Annotated in this window: 12 protein-coding genes, 2 pseudogenes and 1 CRISPR repeat array; of the genes and pseudogenes, 4 read left to right on the top strand and 10 right to left on the bottom strand. The window is 45.2% G+C overall.

The annotated features are described in order from the left end of the window. Positions 1-153: 153 nt before the first annotated feature. Together MC7420_RS05755 and MC7420_RS05750 are read right to left on the bottom strand one after the other, a co-directional pair. Positions 154-648, bottom strand: coding sequence for an AAA family ATPase (locus MC7420_RS05755; RefSeq protein WP_006099164.1), 495 nt, complete (start codon positions 646-648; stop codon positions 154-156). A 26-nt stretch (positions 649-674) separates the two neighbouring features. Further along, positions 675-1,436 (bottom strand): GDSL-type esterase/lipase family protein, encoded by a 762-nt coding sequence (locus MC7420_RS05750; protein ID WP_006099247.1) that lies wholly within the window; start codon positions 1,434-1,436, stop codon positions 675-677. Positions 1,437-1,478: 42 nt separating this feature from the next. Here MC7420_RS05750 and MC7420_RS41160 point away from each other — a divergent pair, with 42 nt between their 5' ends. The 4 genes from MC7420_RS41160 (at position 1,479) to MC7420_RS05735 (ending at position 5,567) form a co-directional block, all read left to right on the top strand. Then, complete coding sequence (locus tag MC7420_RS41160) at positions 1,479-1,652, top strand: hypothetical protein (protein WP_198016385.1); 174 nt, start codon at positions 1,479-1,481, stop codon at positions 1,650-1,652. Between the two features lie 354 nt (positions 1,653-2,006). Then, positions 2,007-3,314, top strand: a complete 1,308-nt coding sequence (locus MC7420_RS05745; RefSeq protein WP_044205594.1) for a cytosine deaminase — start codon at positions 2,007-2,009, stop codon at positions 3,312-3,314. An 806-nt stretch (positions 3,315-4,120) separates the two neighbouring features. Then, the gene (gene iscB, locus MC7420_RS05740; protein WP_006099328.1) at positions 4,121-5,404 is read left to right on the top strand and encodes an RNA-guided endonuclease IscB; all 1,284 of its coding nucleotides are present in this window, start codon (positions 4,121-4,123) and stop codon (positions 5,402-5,404) included. Then, positions 5,388-5,567 carry a hypothetical protein gene (locus MC7420_RS05735; RefSeq protein WP_006099365.1) on the top strand — a complete coding sequence of 60 codons (180 nt, stop codon included), beginning with the start codon at positions 5,388-5,390 and terminating at the stop codon, positions 5,565-5,567. The genes iscB and MC7420_RS05735 overlap by 17 nt, the downstream gene beginning before the upstream one ends. Before the next feature lie 64 nt (positions 5,568-5,631). Here MC7420_RS05735 and cas6 read toward each other — a convergent pair whose 3' ends face one another. From cas6 to hepT, 8 genes and pseudogenes are all read right to left on the bottom strand, one after another. Next, positions 5,632-6,462, bottom strand: coding sequence for a CRISPR-associated endoribonuclease Cas6 (cas6, locus tag MC7420_RS05730; protein WP_006099325.1), 831 nt, complete (start codon positions 6,460-6,462; stop codon positions 5,632-5,634). Position 6,463: 1 nt separating this feature from the next. Then, positions 6,464-7,077: direct repeats of the CRISPR family, unit length 37 nt; unit sequence GTTTCAATCCCTGATAGGGATTATAGAGGATTTCGAC. Positions 7,078-7,326: 249 nt separating this feature from the next. After that, positions 7,327-7,488 (bottom strand): annotated as a pseudogene (locus MC7420_RS36575) (CRISPR-associated endonuclease Cas2); the annotation flags it as partial. Then, positions 7,445-8,533, bottom strand: coding sequence for an RNA-guided endonuclease InsQ/TnpB family protein (locus MC7420_RS05725; protein ID WP_006099387.1), 1,089 nt, complete (start codon positions 8,531-8,533; stop codon positions 7,445-7,447). The pseudogene MC7420_RS36575 and the gene MC7420_RS05725, both read right to left, overlap by 44 nt. A 93-nt stretch (positions 8,534-8,626) precedes the next feature. Then, a pseudogene (gene cas4 / locus MC7420_RS05720) lies at positions 8,627-8,917 on the bottom strand (CRISPR-associated protein Cas4); the annotation flags it as partial. A gap of 324 nt (positions 8,918-9,241) precedes the next feature. Beyond that, positions 9,242-9,946 (bottom strand): type I-D CRISPR-associated protein Cas5/Csc1, encoded by a 705-nt coding sequence (cas5d, locus tag MC7420_RS05715; protein ID WP_006099350.1) that lies wholly within the window; start codon positions 9,944-9,946, stop codon positions 9,242-9,244. Between the two features lie 453 nt (positions 9,947-10,399). Further along, complete coding sequence (gene cas7d, locus MC7420_RS05710; protein ID WP_006099180.1) at positions 10,400-11,416, bottom strand: type I-D CRISPR-associated protein Cas7/Csc2; 1,017 nt, start codon at positions 11,414-11,416, stop codon at positions 10,400-10,402. A gap of 299 nt (positions 11,417-11,715) precedes the next feature. Further along, positions 11,716-15,045, bottom strand: coding sequence for a type I-D CRISPR-associated protein Cas10d/Csc3 (cas10d, locus tag MC7420_RS05705; protein WP_006099219.1), 3,330 nt, complete (start codon positions 15,043-15,045; stop codon positions 11,716-11,718). A 402-nt stretch (positions 15,046-15,447) separates the two neighbouring features. After that, the coding region (hepT, locus tag MC7420_RS05700) for a type VII toxin-antitoxin system HepT family RNase toxin (RefSeq protein WP_006099379.1) at positions 15,448-15,722 on the bottom strand (275 nt) is incomplete at its 5' end.

Raw genomic sequence — 15,722 nt, 5'->3', positions numbered from 1 at the left:
TGATGGAATCATGACTCGAATGATAGACTTTTGCTCTGATGCGTAAGTGGTAGAGAAAAGAGACGGATATCTATCTTTTGGAGGTTGACTCTATCAAATATGGTTTTGAAGCAACGGATCTGCTTCAGCATTCCCATCGACTGGATGTAATAATTAGCTGCGTTCATACCTGATAATATTGAATCGTTCTGTATCTTTTGGAGCCTGAAAGTATTTTGTTATCGCCTCAAATTCAGCCTCACTGGTAAATGCGGTTCCGTCTGGTTTATCCCGGCTGCGTTTCTTGAGCTGTTGTTTACACAGATTGTTGGTTGCATCGATAAAATGAAGCTCATGAGCAGCATTAGTTTTCTCGATAAGCTGACGGAACCACTGACGTTGATTTTGGGTATTGGCGGGAAAATCTAGAACAACTGAGATACCGTTTAAGAGAAGATTGCAGATGGGATCGGAAATGGCATTTTTAAGACGCCAAGAGTATTTAATGTAACTGGAAATATCAATAATTTCTTCGGGATAGAGTTGGGAGAGTAGGTCATCTTCAACTAGCAGAATGGCATTATGGTCATTGGCTAGCTGTTTGGCTAAGGTTGATTTCCCGGCTGCCATTTTTCCACAAAAGAAATAGAGGGTGGCTAGGTTGTTCATTTAGACGTGTCTCTCTGTTCAGGTAATTATTGGTTGACGTAAAGATTAACAATTTTAGCCCAGTTTAGGTATCCTTTGCCGTTTAAATGTACGCCGTCAATGGTATATACTGGGTCGAGTTGTTTCTGGTCGTTGGTAAAGTGTTGATGTAAATCAATGTAGGTATAGGAAAATTCGTTGGCTAGGTCTTGAAGGTGGCGATTGACAGAAATAATATCGGAGTTGTTGACTTTAATGGGATATTGGATGGTGTTCATGGGTAAGAGGCTTTGAATAAAGACTTGGGTTTCTGGGGTTTGGCGTTGAATTTGTTCCAGGATGAGGCGATAGTTTGCGGCGATTTCGCTGGCGGGTTTCTTTTCATTCCATAGGTCATTTGCGCCAATCATTAGGAAGAGTTTTTGGGGTTGGGATGCGGTGATTTCATTGAGGCGATTGAGAACGCCGTCGGTGGTGTCTCCAGAGATGCCACGATTGCGGATGTTGGCGTTTCCGAGGAGTTCTGCCCATTCACCTTGATCGGTGAGACTATCGCCGATGAAGATAATTTCGGTTTCGGAGTTGGGCATTTGCTCAAACATTTGTTTTCGCATTTGGTGATAGGTTGATTGATAGGTGTTGCGACGACGGGCTATTTTTACGGTTTGTTCGACTTGTTGATGGAAGGGGAGTTTACTGATTAGGTAGGGAATGCCGCCTCTGCGAATGATTAAGATGCTGAAGAGGAGGATAAAGAGTAAGTTTAGACTGAGGGATGTCCAAAGGATTAGGGAATTTTTGGTAGTCATGGGGAATTGGGAATTGGGGAGCAGGGGAAGCAATGTAGAGACGTGCCATGGCACGTCTGGGAGCAGGAGAAGCCTAATGTAGGGGCGGGTTTAGATAATGTAGGGGCAGGTTTAGATAATGTAGGGGCAGGTTTAGATAATGTAGGGGCAGGTTTAGATAATGTAGGGGCAGGTTTAGATAATGTAGGGGCGGGTTTAGGGACTAAATTTAGCTAGTTAGAACTAACTGAACAACGAAACCCGCCCTGCCTCACCGATAATGGAACAAGGAAATATGCCGTATTTAATAAATGAACAACGAAACCCGCCCTGCTTCATTGATAACTGAACAAGGATATATGCCTGAACAACGAAACCCGCCCTGCCTCACCGATAATGGAACAAGGAAATATACCATATTTTACCAATAAATGAACAACGAAACCCGCCCTTTTTCTGTAGGCATGGGTTTTACTGATCAGGTGGTGTTGATGTTCTGATCATTGGATAGGCTAAAGCCCTTACTACAAACTACCAACTACGGACGAGGATATAATATTTTAGGTGCTTGGAGGGGAAAAGTTGATGAGTGTGATTCCATCAGAACCGTGCTATTGGCTGAAAAATGCCTGTGTGCCACTCTCAATGTTACAGGTTCAGGATCAATCGATTGGGCAGAGTCGAACGCCTGAGGGGTTGTGTTTAGTAGATATTCAGGTGGCTGAGGGGAAGGTGGCGCAAATTGTGCGGGCGAATTCTGTGTCGATCGCAGATATGGCGGTGGTGGATGTGCAGGGGGGACAGGTTTGGGCGGGGTTTGTGGATGTGCATACCCATCTGGATAAAGGGCATATTTGGCAACGCACGCCGAATCTGGAGGGAACGTTTGATCAGGCGTTGGAGAGGGTGAAACAGGATAGTTTACAGTATTGGCAAGCGGAGGATGTGTATCGCCGGATGGAGTTTGGGTTGAGGTGTAGTTACGCCCATGGTACTCAGGCGATTCGGACTCATATTGATTCGTTTGGGGAACAGGCGAGGATTAGTTTTGGCGTGTTTAAACAGTTGCAGCAGGAGTGGGCGAATCGATTGGTGTTGCAGGCGGTTTCTTTGGTATCCCTGGATTATTATTTGACGCCGGAAGGGGTGAAGTTGGCGGATTTGGTGGCGGATGTGGGGGGAGTTTTGGGGGGTGTGGCGTATATGAATCCGGATATTGAGGCGCAGTTGGATCAGGTGTTTCGGCTGGCGCAGGAACGGGATTTGGCGCTGGATTTTCATACGGATGAGACGGATAATCCGGAGTCGATTTGTTTGCGGAAGGTGGCGGAGGCGGCGCTGCGGTTTCAGTTTGGGCGACAGATAGTTTGTGGACATTGTTGTAGTTTGGCGGTACAGTCGCCGGAAGATGTGGCGGAGACATTGGCGCTGGTGAAGCAGGCGAGGATTGGGGTGGTGAGTTTACCGTTGTCGAATTTGTATTTACAGGATCGGAAGTTGGGGAGAACACCGCGTTGGCGTGGGGTGACGCTGATTCAGGAGTTACTGGAGTCTGGGATTGGGGTGACGTTGGCGAGTGATAATTGTCGTGATCCGTTTTTTGGGTTTGGGGATCATGATCTGTTGGAGGTGTTTAATCAAGGGGTGAGAGTTGCCCATTTGGATGGGGTGTATGGGGAGTCTCCGGCGATGGTGACGAAAACGGCGGCGGATTTGATGGGATTGGGGAATGTGGGGCGAATTGGTGTGGGGTTGGCGGCGAATTTGGTTTGGTTTAAGGGACGCAGTTATAGTGAATTGTTATCACGTCCGCAGTGCGATCGCGTGGTGATTCGTGATGGAGTGGCGATTGATACAACGTTACCGGATTACCGGGAGTTGGATGGGTTGAGTTCGTAGCGTCAGCCACGGCGATTACGGCGATTACGGCGATTACGGCGATTAAAATCGCGGCTACACAAACAAAGTCCGCCTGCGCGGACTAGATTATAAAGGGGATAGTGCGATCGCGTGGTGATTCGCGATGGAGTGGCGATTGATGCGACGTTACCGGATTACCGGGAGTTGGATGGGTTGGGTTCGTAGCGTCAGCCACGGCGATTACGGCGATTACGGCGATTACGGCGATTAAAATCGCGGCTACACAAACAAAGTCCGCCTGCGCGGACTAGATTATAAAGGGGATAGTGCGATCGCGTGGTGATTCGCGATGGAGTGGCGATTGATACGAGGTTACCGGATTACCGGGAGTTGGATGGGTTGGGTTCGTAGGCGGCGCTAAAGCGCCGACTACAAGCAAGCATTATTCATTCCCGATATCGCCCCACTTTTTTGGCGGCTTGGGGTAAACATTGGGGATAAAAACTGCATCCTTTACAGCGTTTGGTGTAAATTGGTTTGGGCATTTTTCCGGTTCCCCCCTTTTTAAGGGGGGTTAGGGGGGATCTATAAAATTAGGTGGGTCAACAACTCACCGCTAAGTTCTATCGAACTATAGCGGGAGCTTGTAAAAACAGGCTCTAGTTGACCAGACTAAGTTCTACGAGAACTACGTTATTTAGCTCATGACACCCTAAGATGCGTGCCAGTTTTAGGCTCTGTCGTACAGTTTTAAACAGGTGTAGAGAGTTAAGCCAGTGAGCTGTACCTAACAAGGCTAGATAACATTGTCGAGGCTAACTTTACCAGTAATGAGAGGTGCAGTAATGCGCGTTTTCGTTCTAGACAAAAACTTACAGCCTCTTGACCCTTGCCATCCAGCACGGGCAAGAGAATTACTGAACAAAGGGAGGGCTAAAGCATTCAAGCGCTATCCATTTACTATTGTCCTGCAAGACAGAACCGTTGAAGAGTCAGTCACGCACCCACATCGGGTCAAAATAGACCCTGGCAGCAAAACAACCGGGATTGCTGTTGTCCAGGAAGAAACAGGGCGAGTAACAAGCGCCATTGAAATCTCACACCGAGGGCAACAAATTAAAGATTCCCTCTTAGCTCGCAGGTCATTAAGAAGGGGACGCCGTAACCGTAAAACCCGTTACCGCCAGCCTCGTTTCTTAAACAGAACCCGTAAAACCGGATGGCTACCACCATCGCTGGAGAGTCGGATTGCCAACATTGAAACTTGGGTACGACGGATTAAAAAACTCTGTCCGATTTCAGCCATCTCTCAAGAGCTAGTCAGGTTTGACTTGCAGCAAATGCAAAACCCTGAAATTAGCGGAGTTGAGTACCAAAGAGGTGAACTGTTTGGTTTTGAGGTCAAAGAGTATTTACTTGCCAAATGGAACAGAAAATGCGCTTACTGCGAGGTTGAAAACGTTCCGTTCGAGATTGAACACATTCTGGCAAAAAGTAAGGGTGGTTCAAACCGAGTTAGTAATCTTTGCCTTAGTTGTCATTCTTGTAACCAAGTTAAAGGGAACAGACCTGTTGAAGAATTCCTAAAAAAGAAGCCAGGAGTCCTTAAACGGGTATTAGCTCAAGCCAAAGCACCTCTTAAAGATGCCGCAGCCGTCAATGCTACCCGATGGGAACTGTATCGAAGGCTTCAGTCAACTGGTTTACCTGTAGAGGTAGGTTCTGGAGGTCGCACTAAGTTCAACCGTAAAACCAGAGGGATTGAAAAAGCTCACGCTTTCGATGCAGCCTGTGTCGGAGCATCTACTCCTGAACGATTATTAATTCGAGGAATCAAACCTCTAAAAATTGCCGCAAAAGGACGCGGAACCAGACAACGTTGTCGCCCTGATAAGTACGGATTTCCTAAAGCTCATGCTCCTAAAGCCAAGTATTTCCAGGGTTTCCAAACTGGCGACATTGTTAAAGCTGATGTTCAAAAAGGTAAGTTCGCAGGTCAATATATTGGTCGAATTGCGATTCGATTTAGACCTAGTTTTGTCTTGCAGTTACCAACACAAAAGTTTGATGTACATCCCAAATACTTGAGAACCATTCATAAAGCAGACGGCTATGAATACCAATCCTAAAAATAATGATTCGCTATCGCTCAATTTCAATGTTGGCGGCAATTCCCCTCCCGCTAACCTTCGGTATAACGGGAGTCCCCTTGCCGCATTTAAGATGGAGAATCTAGTTCATTTATCGGTAGGGAGGGCGGGTTTTGTTGTTCATTTATCGGTGAATCGTTGAATTTAGTCCCTAAACCCGCCCCTACACAATAACCAATTTATAGAGATGTTCCGGTGCAACGTTTTTACGATTTCATTCGCCTTACCATTCCCATTCCCATCGTGGTTTTCCGCCCGACGCCAGAATAGAGGGCAAAATCGGCTAAGGCATTAATTTGCTGAATCGCTTCTGCTTCAGGTTTCCCCATAATCCGAAAATTGAGTGCGCCAACACAGCCAATAAATTTACTGCGAGAATCGGCAACTAATTCGGTGTGAATCTCAAAGAAACTGGGAAACATAAGCTCGACTAATGTTTTCGGGAATTCTATGCCACTGTATTGATTCCAGCGCTTAATTAAACTATTGAAGACTAATTCCCTTGTGGGTAAGGCACAATCATATTTACTCTGACGAAATGCGGTGGGGGTAGAGAAGGCGAAATTCAGAGTGCGATCGCGCGTCGAGGCTTGGTCATATAATTGTTGATAACTCAGAGCATTTGCCCAACATCCAGGCATCCCTTTTTGGGGTGTTCCTAGAATACTGGTAATCTGCAAGTTGGCTGGACCTAAATGCCAGGGGTGTTCGGGATTCAGGTTTAACCACAGGTGGGTTAATTGGCTGAATAAGGTATCATCGAGTAGGGAAATTCGCCACCAACAGGGAGTTCCTGGGGGAATTGGTTGATGATGTTGCCAGTACAGATTAGCGGATGCTGAATGACTGCGATGCTGAATTTGTAGGGGACTCAGGGTAAAGGCTTTATCGGATTTAGCTTCATGGAGATAATCGCTTAGGTTTCTATCGACAGAACTAACTAGGTTAAGAAATAGGGCGTGTAAATGGCGTCCACTGAGAAACTGTGGCGGAATTGGCGATTGGGGAAGTAGGTTGAGAATTAGGCTATGGGGCATAGTTTCAATCCCTGATAGGGATTATAGAGGATTTCGACTGTATAAAAAAGCACACTATCGAGGGTTGTATACTGTTTCAATCCCTGATAGGGATTATAGAGGATTTCGACGTATAATTGTGTTGCAGGGATAGCGCGAATCCCCAAGTTTCAATCCCTGATAGGGATTATAGAGGATTTCGACTTGGGCAAGTCGTTGAATACCCGGAGTTAGCGCCGTTTCAATCCCTGATAGGGATTATAGAGGATTTCGACATTCGGTGGACTCGCGATCGCAGATTCTCTCCAGTGTTTCAATCCCTGATAGGGATTATAGAGGATTTCGACGCCTACCGCTTAGGTTGGGGTCGGGTAAGTTGCATGTTTCAATCCCTGATAGGGATTATAGAGGATTTCGACGGGAAAACGGTGAACCCACTGATTTCATGAGCGTTACTGTTTCAATCCCTGATAGGGATTATAGAGGATTTCGACAAGGGACATCCTTTGGGCGGTTAGCTACACGATGTTTCAATCCCTGATAGGGATTATAGAGGATTTCGACCTATCGTTATTCATGCTCCCGCTCGAATCAATATAGTTTCAATCCCTGATAGGGATTATAGAGGATTTCGACTGCCGACCTCTGAAACGCTTGCTGTATTTAGTTTTCAAGGTTCGATTGCGACAACCTCCTCTAACTATAGCATTTCAGCCGTCGGTTTTGACAACCCCCGCCAACAAAAAAGTCTCAAATCCTTTCTGAATAAGCCTTTCAGCCTTTGCGACAACCTCCTCAGCCGTGAAAAAGGCTGTATCCCTTACCCAATAAGGATTACAGCCTCAAATTTTGACTCCTCAAAAAAAACACCTACTGGTTGTCGCATCAGACAAAGAAAATCGAATTATCCCTGATGGGTTCCCCGCCGATGCGTTCAACCTTCCCTTGACAACAGCCACAGAGGAAATAGAAACGAATGCTATCCTGGTCTGGTTTAATCACCTTATTCAAACGCGATCGCAACTTGGCATACTGGGACGCGATTAGATAGTAACTTTTTACCCGTTTCTGTTAAACATTTAGGGCATATCTGGCTAGTTTTATTAGCGTCTACCTTTAGGAAGAATGCACCACGTTTAAAACAGCACTGCTCTAGTATTTGGAAAAATTGACCCCATCCAGCGTCTAAACAATGCTTACCTAACATCCCCTTGGCTAACCTTTTTAGGTTTAGGTCTTCAGCAAATATCATACCCGCCCAATCACAAAGATTATGGGCTAGCTCCCAGTGGTAGTTTTTCCTAACGTTCGCTATCCGTTCATGCAATCGATTTACTTTGGCTTGTGCCTTTTTCAAATTGTTACTCCCTAATCGCTTTCTAGATACCCTCTTTTGCAGCAATCTCAGCTTGCTTTCGAGTTCCCTAAAAGGCTTAGGATTAGGAAATAATTTACCATTGGATACGGCGACAAAATGACTGATTCCTACATCTATTCCGATGGCTTCCCCATGGGGCATTGGCTGAGGTACGTCAATATCCCACTGTAAGGTGAGCATGACATACCAACCTGATACCCGTTTGACTACACGCGCTTGCTTAATGGTTGCCCCGTCCGGGATTGGTCTAGACTGCCTAAACTTGACTAACCCAATCATAGGAAGCTTAACCGCGTCTCCCTGTATGGGGTCTTTCCCTAACTGAGGAAACACGAATGACCGCATTCTGCCAGCTTTTTTAAACCGTGGGAAACCGTGACCTTGCTCCCACATACTGACAAAAGCTTTCTCCAGTTTCTTAAGTGTTTGTTGGAGTACCTGAGAATGAACCCGTTTAAGGTTTTCACTCGTTTTTCGGTATGCGGTTAAGGCTACAGCTTGCTTATTGTAAGTTGGTCTAGGGACATTAGCTGGAATGATATATTCACCAGCGAGTGAGCAAGCGTTAACCTGACAACTACGCGATTTAAACCAATCTTTTCTCTCTGCTAGTGCATAGTTGTACACACGGCGGTTTTGTTCTAGCCAATCTTCAAAAATGACTACCTGATTTTTGGTTGGCTTTAGTTTATAGGCGTAAGTCAGATTAAACACTTTGCATCACCTCCTTACCTTTATTCTAATACCTATTTAGCTATCGTAAAAACATTAGCTAAGACTCGTAGCTAAAGCTACCATCCTAGACGCTTTGCGCCCCCGCTTATATTCCACGGGATAGAGTTCACCCGATTCTGATTCAATTAAATCCGATTTCCCGATTAGGTGATACTGTTGAGACTTCAGCCAAATCGCCCGCACTTGCCAAACTTCCTCCCGTTGAGACTCCCCGACAGTGTGGACGCGATCGTGTAAACTGGTGCCATCAATGGTATAGTAATTCTCGCTAAATTCTCCCGCACAAAACATCCGCCAACAACGGTGGGGACAGTAAGAATATTGGTTAAGAGAGGCGATGGGAATGTAATCAGTCTCGTTCATTTGTTTGACCTGTAATTATTAGGATATTGATTTGTAGGGGGACGACACTGCTCACCCGTGTCAACTTAAGCTCAACCCCTCACCCCCAGCCCCTCTCCCACGCCAGCCCTCACCCCCAGCCCCTCTCCCAAGCTTGGGAGAGGGGAGCAAGAGGGGAGTAAGGGGAGTAAGAGAATCCGGTTCCCCTTCTCCCCACGGTGGGAGAAGGGGTTAGGGGATGAGGGGGAAAATGTCAAGGAGTAGATAGCCACAGTTTAAAACCTTGCCAGCATTGACTTTCACCTTAAGTTGACACCAATGGGCACTGCCGTACCCTTACCTAGGTTATTCACTAAAGCGATACTGCATCAATGCAGGAATTTTGAGACGGTTAAATCGGTAGTATTGCCCCTGCAAAGTAACCATCTTGATCAAACTGACAGGAGGCATATTAATCACGTCATAACTGATGACCCGATGGCAAAACATAACATCTAATGGGTTCAGCGGATAGGGAAATACAAACGCTTCAGTTCCTCCAGATACTTGACTTTCCTGAGTTTCTATAATCTCCACCCGTGCCTTACTTGCCCATTTCCCTAAGCGAATCCAACTGGGCAAGGTTAAAGGGGTTTGGCTAATCACAAAGCCTTCAAAGCGACTTTCTGGGGCAATCTCTTTTGCCCTGCCAAAACTGGGAATATTTTTCTGGGTTTTCTTCATTTCCACATGATAGCGATTATCGGCATATTTCCAGGTATTGAGAACTGAGGTATGTTCAATTGAACGGGCGGGGGTGATATAAATTCCTCGTTGATTCAGCGGGGTTAACTGTGCTTGATACTGGGGAACCTGTTCAGCACAAAAATAGCGATAGGATGCCTCTGGAGGGACGGTTGTAGCATATCGTTCACTATCAACTAATCCGAAGGCGTAGGAGAGGGCATAATTGTGAAGTACGGGTTCGGTTTCATAGAGTCTGCCTATTTCACGAGTGGCGAAATAGAGACTATCGTGTAATTCAATTTGATAGCGGTAAAGGATTGCCATAATGTTAATGGAGATTGGGGATTGGAGGTTGGGGAATTGACTCGATAAGAGATCCCCCCTAACCCCCCTTCAAAAGGGGGGAACAATATATTTCTCAATGTTTCCTCTAAAAAGGGGGGAACAAGATATTTCTCAATGTTTCCTCTAAAAAGGGGGGGGACAAGATATTTCTCAATGTTTCCTCTAAAAAGGCGGGAAACAAGATATTTCTCAATGTTTCCTCTAAAAAGGCGGGAAACAAGATATTTCTCAACATTTCCTCTAAAAAGGCGGGAAACAAGATATTTCTCAAAATACCCCTTTTTCAATTTCTAGCTGGTTGGGGCTGTTTGAAGCAATTGGAGGAAGAAAACACTTCTCAAAGTCCCCCTTTTTAAGGGGGATTTAGGGGGATCTCAACGGGGGACTATATTGAACTGACGTTGATGCCAATACCAGCCTTGCGCCCCTAGGTCAATTTGTTGATTTCGCTTTCGCCTTTTTCTTGGAACTAATATGTTTTTGGGCATACTCTTTGGCTTCAGCATCGGCTTGCTGTAACACAGACTGAATTCCGGCTTCACTTCCGACCAAAGTTTTCACCTCATTCAGCAGCGGTTGAAACTCACCCCCAATATAATCAGTGTGGACAATAAATTCTTGACTCATTAATTGTTCAATGGCGGTTGTTGCAGCATCTATGACATCCTCTTCATCTAGAGGATCAAGAGTGGGTAAGGTATTCTTTTCCTTCATTTGGTCATAAATTGCCTGAGTCCAGCGTAAATTACTGATAATCTCTCCATCAGCAAAAATTACCCCCAGTAATTCATTTCTGACTCGTCCCGTGCGGGTGGTTTGTGCGCCATAATGACGGGTACGGAGGATATTATTGAAGACGTAAATAAAGCTGGCTTCTGTAGGATCTTTGAGGGTGACAATACTGGGGAAAAAGACTTGGGGACGAATATGATCCTGTTGATTAATTCGACTGGTGACTTCTCCCGGTTTAGAACCCTTTTCTCCTTTCGATGTCATTGTGCCATTTTCAAAGGGTGCATTCAGGGTAAAGGTTTCGTGAGACTCATCAAAAGGGGTAATAGAAAAAGCCGTATCTACCACAACTTTAGACTTTTCTGACCCCGAATCCCCAATGGCAAATCCATAGATGATACAGTCCGGATTATCCATAGCAAAACTGACATTGTATTCACACTCATCCGCCGTAACTAAATCATAGTTTCGCAGTAACTCTCGCCCGACTAAGCGTTCTGGAGTAGACTGTTTCCGCTTAAACATAGACAGGCGACTAATTGGTGTCTTATCTTGAATCCCCGCCCGCACTCGTGCCTTATTCAATTCACCATCGGTTTGAAACAGAGGGTAAGATTCAGTAATCCGAATCGTCAGAAAATGAACATATTTACCCATCGGCTTGTAGGGAAGTTCTGAATGAAATAGATTCGTGTCGATAGTTTTCAGAAATGACATTCGTTTTCTCCTAATTAGTAAGTGACAATTGAAAAAGAGGTGATTTGTAACTGTTCATCCTTCGGTTATTCCCCCAACTCTATAAACCTTCCCCTCGAACGGGTTAAAGGGAAAATGTCAGGTTTGCACACAATATCAAAGCTAACTCGATAAGTTGGGTTACTCTCCGAGAAGGCTTCGCCTACGTTCCTCACAACCTACATAGTTGACATACACCCCCTGCTAAAATCTCTGCGTACCTCTGCACCCACCTCTGCGTACCTCTGCGTTAAAAAAACATTTTGACTCATCAATTAACCTCAGCCCTCCTTAATTCCATCCTCCGTTAATTCCTCCTGGCGCTGACGATTTTCTTTATCATCTTCCAAGCGATACAAAAACTCACAAGTATCCCGAATTAAATTCAATTGTCGCCCAGCTAACCGGGCGCGATCGCACCGAAACGACTTCTCAAAAACCTCCCCCACAAAGTATCGGGCAAATTCGATAATTGCTTCCCGTTCTTTTTCCCGATTACTAATCACCCAGCGCCCCTCAGCCGTTGACCCGTGAACCCGATCCATCAGTTTAAATACTTCCGCCGCTACCGCCATCACCAAGGCTTCCCCTTGAAACACCGTTGTATCGGCTTTTAAAATTGTATCAGCGGCAATATCAATCGGTTTTAACACGGCATTAGCCTTAGGATTATAGCGCTTATTTGCCCGATAAAATTGGCGATACAGTTCCATCAACTGCTTAGGATGATTGAGACTCGATTGTTCTGTCACGATTAATTCCTCCCGATCCGAATCATAATAAGTATAGGGGTCAAAACAAGGGTAAAACTGATAAGCATAGAGGCGAATTTTATTCAATGGGGCGGTATCCTGACTATGGCGACGCACCCAGCGGTTCAGATAACTAAACACAGACAAGGAACTGGTTTCAAACTCATTCGCCAGTTCCGTTAATTTCCCCCAATTCGGGTCATACCCAGATTTACCCGATTTAGCATTAACATCTAGATGAATTGCATACGCCGCCGTCAGCACATTCAACGGTGCAGGATACTCAATTCTGTTCTCTGTCCAGCCCTCTAGGATATAATCTAAGCGGAAGCGATCGCGTTTCACTAAAGCCCGAAATGCTGGGGGCGCACTATCCAGAAACACCGTCTCTTCAAACGCCGCGCCATCAGTAAAGGGGGGAATCGGAGACTCAGACACTACCGTTTTTACATCTAGAATCATCGGAAACGCTAACCCTAACCAACTCGCCATTACCCACGACTCCGTATCCGTACTATCGCGCCCCGGTGGGATTGCCATGAAGTAAAATGTCATCGGTTGATCATCAGGATACGCCAATTTAAACGTGCGATCGCGTCCCGGTTCAAGGGTGTTTTGAATCAGAAACATATCCACCGTCTGATAACGGCGACGGCTGAAATCTGCCTTCAACTCCTGACTAATAAAATGATTACGAATCTGGGTATTAAACCGAGTTTGGGCAATTCCACTATAGGCTTTTTGGAGAAACAGATTTGTCTCTGGCGTAAAGTAATAAGTCGGATAAAAATACAGATACCGATATTTCCCCTCCTCAAACCGTTTCCCCACCGCCTGAGTTTGGTTCATCAAGATTTGCCGCAACATCATCTCAATTCCCGCAATACTGGAAATATTCCGTTTAGCATTAGAACCGCCCAGCATTTGCTTATTCGTATACACCTGGGGCGTAAATAAAACTGCCGATTCCATCTGTTCCGTTACTGTGTAGGGAGAATGGGAAATCGAACAGATTAACTGACGCCCTCGCCCGGATTTCTTCGCCCCTTGATACGTCGCCAATTCTGCTAAAAAGACATCAACTGTCGCCTTGTCATCTCGATAACTGGGTAACATCACCACCCGTTCCAGCCAAAGCCTTAAATCATCCCAGCCATCGGGTACTTGATACTCAGATATCAGAGGTTGAATTAACGCTGTCGCATAGGCAATTAACTCCTCGCCCGTGTCGCGAATAGTTTCCAACCCTGGATGTTTTTGCAGATATTTCGCCGCCAAAAAATACCATTCGTAGGGAACACCCCCTGTATTTCCTTTTAACTTCTTCTGCTTCAGTCGTTGATTAATCTGCTGAATCTCCCGAATGGGCGGCAAATACTCGCCCAGATGCCAATATTCCGCCAGTTTATGGACTAAATCCAGGTGGGGAAGTTCGGGTAACTGTTTATCCTGCTTCCGCGCCGCTTCAATTTGATTTACCCGTTCCCCCCAAATCTTACGACTAACTAAATCCCCAAATTCGGCTAGTTGATCAATGCGGATATCATCGCCAAACTTAAAGTCATAATCAGCGGATAAGATTCCCTGTTGCTGAAACTTAACTAGGTTATCACTGCGACTCTTAGCCACTGATGCTTTATTCGGATTTAAAATCCGCAAGGTTGCATCTAAGGCGACTTCCATTAACCCAGACTCATCAAAAAATAACTGATAATAGTCGGCATATTTCATTCCCTTCCCATCGCGCCCAAATCCCGTTTGTCTCAGGCGCAATTGTTCTCGACACAGGGATTTAATTCTGGCGACAACCTGATCGGATAAACCCGCTAGGGAAATCCCAGGCGCGTGGTGATGTGCTAAATAAATAACCCCGGTGGGTAAATAGAGTAAGGGTTCAATATCTGAATGTGTCTGATGAATCTGAATTAAGGCATTATTTACCACATTAGTTAATACGCCGCGATTCTCGGCAATACTGTGATAAGTAAATGTCAGTTGTCCATCACTCAGACTGTGAATAAGTTCTTTCAGTCTGGGATTTGTCGCATCTTGAGGATGCTTAACAATCGACGATAAGGAGTCAGCCAGACAGGTTAACTCAGACAAACAGCGCAGCGTGCGATCGCGTAATACTGGATTGAGTCCATATTCAGAGAAGTTCCAGTTAGTATCCCAGCGTCGTTGGGCATTATACGCCATGCATAATAAATCATCAATATACTCAGAATAGGTGTCGGGATTCTCTGGATTAATTAAGGAATCTAATCCTAGTTGGCGAACTTTGTGATCAATGATCTGCCGATGTTCGTCTAGTGACAATTTTCGGCAATCTTTGGGGACATCGGGGAACTTTTCAAAGTCATGGAGAATAAAGGCGGCGGTGACTAGGCGGCGTTCACGTTCTCCCACGACTCGTTTAACAGTTGTGTTTAGGGTTTTGAGTCGCTTTTGAATTAAATTAGCGGGAAATAAGCCATTGAGTAAATGGGTGTTGAGGGATTGATCAGTAGCATTATCTCGGCGGACTTTTTCTTTCCCTTCGGCTTCTCGCTGTTGATCTAGGTGATCGAAAAACTTTCCGCCTTTTGCAGTTACGCCAATGGCGAATTGTAAGAGATTGGGTAAAACATACTTACCAAAATCCTGCATCACGGGGTCATCGGGATTCTGTGCTTGAATTGCTTCTCGCAGTAGGGTGAGGGTGAGTAAGGATTGGGGGGTTTCCAGAGTGCGGTTTGAGGGTTCGGTATTAAAGCCTAAGTCGTCATTGTCTAACCAATCATCATCGGTGTCTGGGGTGATATCGAATAGGGATAACTGTTGAATCTGTTGTTCTGATTGATGCGGCTTTTTAGTCATTTTTTTGCCTCGATAAATCTTGATATTTTCCTAGGTTTTTCAGGGGCTGTTTCACCCTCATCCCCTAACCCCTTCTCCCATCAAGGGAGAAGGGGAACCAGCTATTTGTCGGGTGGTAGTGGCGTGGCACACCTTAATTGATGGATTAGAATTGTAGGGGCGCACAGACGTGCGCCCAGTTTAACGATAATAGTAGGGTGTGTTAGCGAAGCGTAACGCACCTTTTCACGATAGGCGATGGTGTTAAGACAAGACATAAGCAAATTAATGTCACAATTATTACCTGTAGGGGTACGGCACTGCCGTGCCCTTACTCCATAAAAATCAAACGTTATTATCAGCAATGAACTCACGCGCATAGAGTAAACAAGTGTGTACATATTCCTTTCTAGAATTATTTGCTTATTCATTGTTGACCTCTGAATCTAATAAATTAATATAATCTGTAATTTCTTTGATATATAGTGAATATTGAATTAAAGCTTTTTGGATAGCAGCAAAAACTATAGTGCTATCTATATCTTTATACTGATGCACTAAAATATTCCGCATTCCCGCCGCTTGTGCTAGTTCGCTGGCTAATTCGGTAGTGATAATACCTTGGCGTCCAGCTTCGATAAATGCATCCGTGTATCGTACTGTGCTAATTTGATAGCATCTTACCAAAATGTATTTAT

This window comes from Coleofasciculus chthonoplastes PCC 7420, assembly GCF_000155555.1.
In the GTDB taxonomy this organism is placed as follows: Bacteria; Cyanobacteriota; Cyanobacteriia; order Cyanobacteriales; family Coleofasciculaceae; genus Coleofasciculus; species Coleofasciculus chthonoplastes_A.
This window is presented reverse-complemented; position numbering and strand designations above follow the sequence as displayed.

What these genes read in the sequence shown, in the direction of transcription:
- cas6 (WP_006099325.1), bottom strand. Translation starts at nt 6,462, where the DNA reads ATGCCCCATAGCCTAATTCTCAACCTACTTCCCCAATCGCCAATTCCG.
- iscB (WP_006099328.1), top strand. Translation starts at nt 4,121, where the DNA reads ATGCGCGTTTTCGTTCTAGACAAAAACTTACAGCCTCTTGACCCTTGC.
- MC7420_RS05755 (WP_006099164.1), bottom strand. Translation starts at nt 648, where the DNA reads ATGAACAACCTAGCCACCCTCTATTTCTTTTGTGGAAAAATGGCAGCC.
- cas7d (WP_006099180.1), bottom strand. Translation starts at nt 11,416, where the DNA reads ATGTCATTTCTGAAAACTATCGACACGAATCTATTTCATTCAGAACTT.
- MC7420_RS05750 (WP_006099247.1), bottom strand. Translation starts at nt 1,436, where the DNA reads ATGACTACCAAAAATTCCCTAATCCTTTGGACATCCCTCAGTCTAAAC.
- cas5d (WP_006099350.1), bottom strand. Translation starts at nt 9,946, where the DNA reads ATGGCAATCCTTTACCGCTATCAAATTGAATTACACGATAGTCTCTAT.
- MC7420_RS05735 (WP_006099365.1), top strand. Translation starts at nt 5,388, where the DNA reads ATGAATACCAATCCTAAAAATAATGATTCGCTATCGCTCAATTTCAAT.
- cas10d (WP_006099219.1), bottom strand. Translation starts at nt 15,045, where the DNA reads ATGACTAAAAAGCCGCATCAATCAGAACAACAGATTCAACAGTTATCC.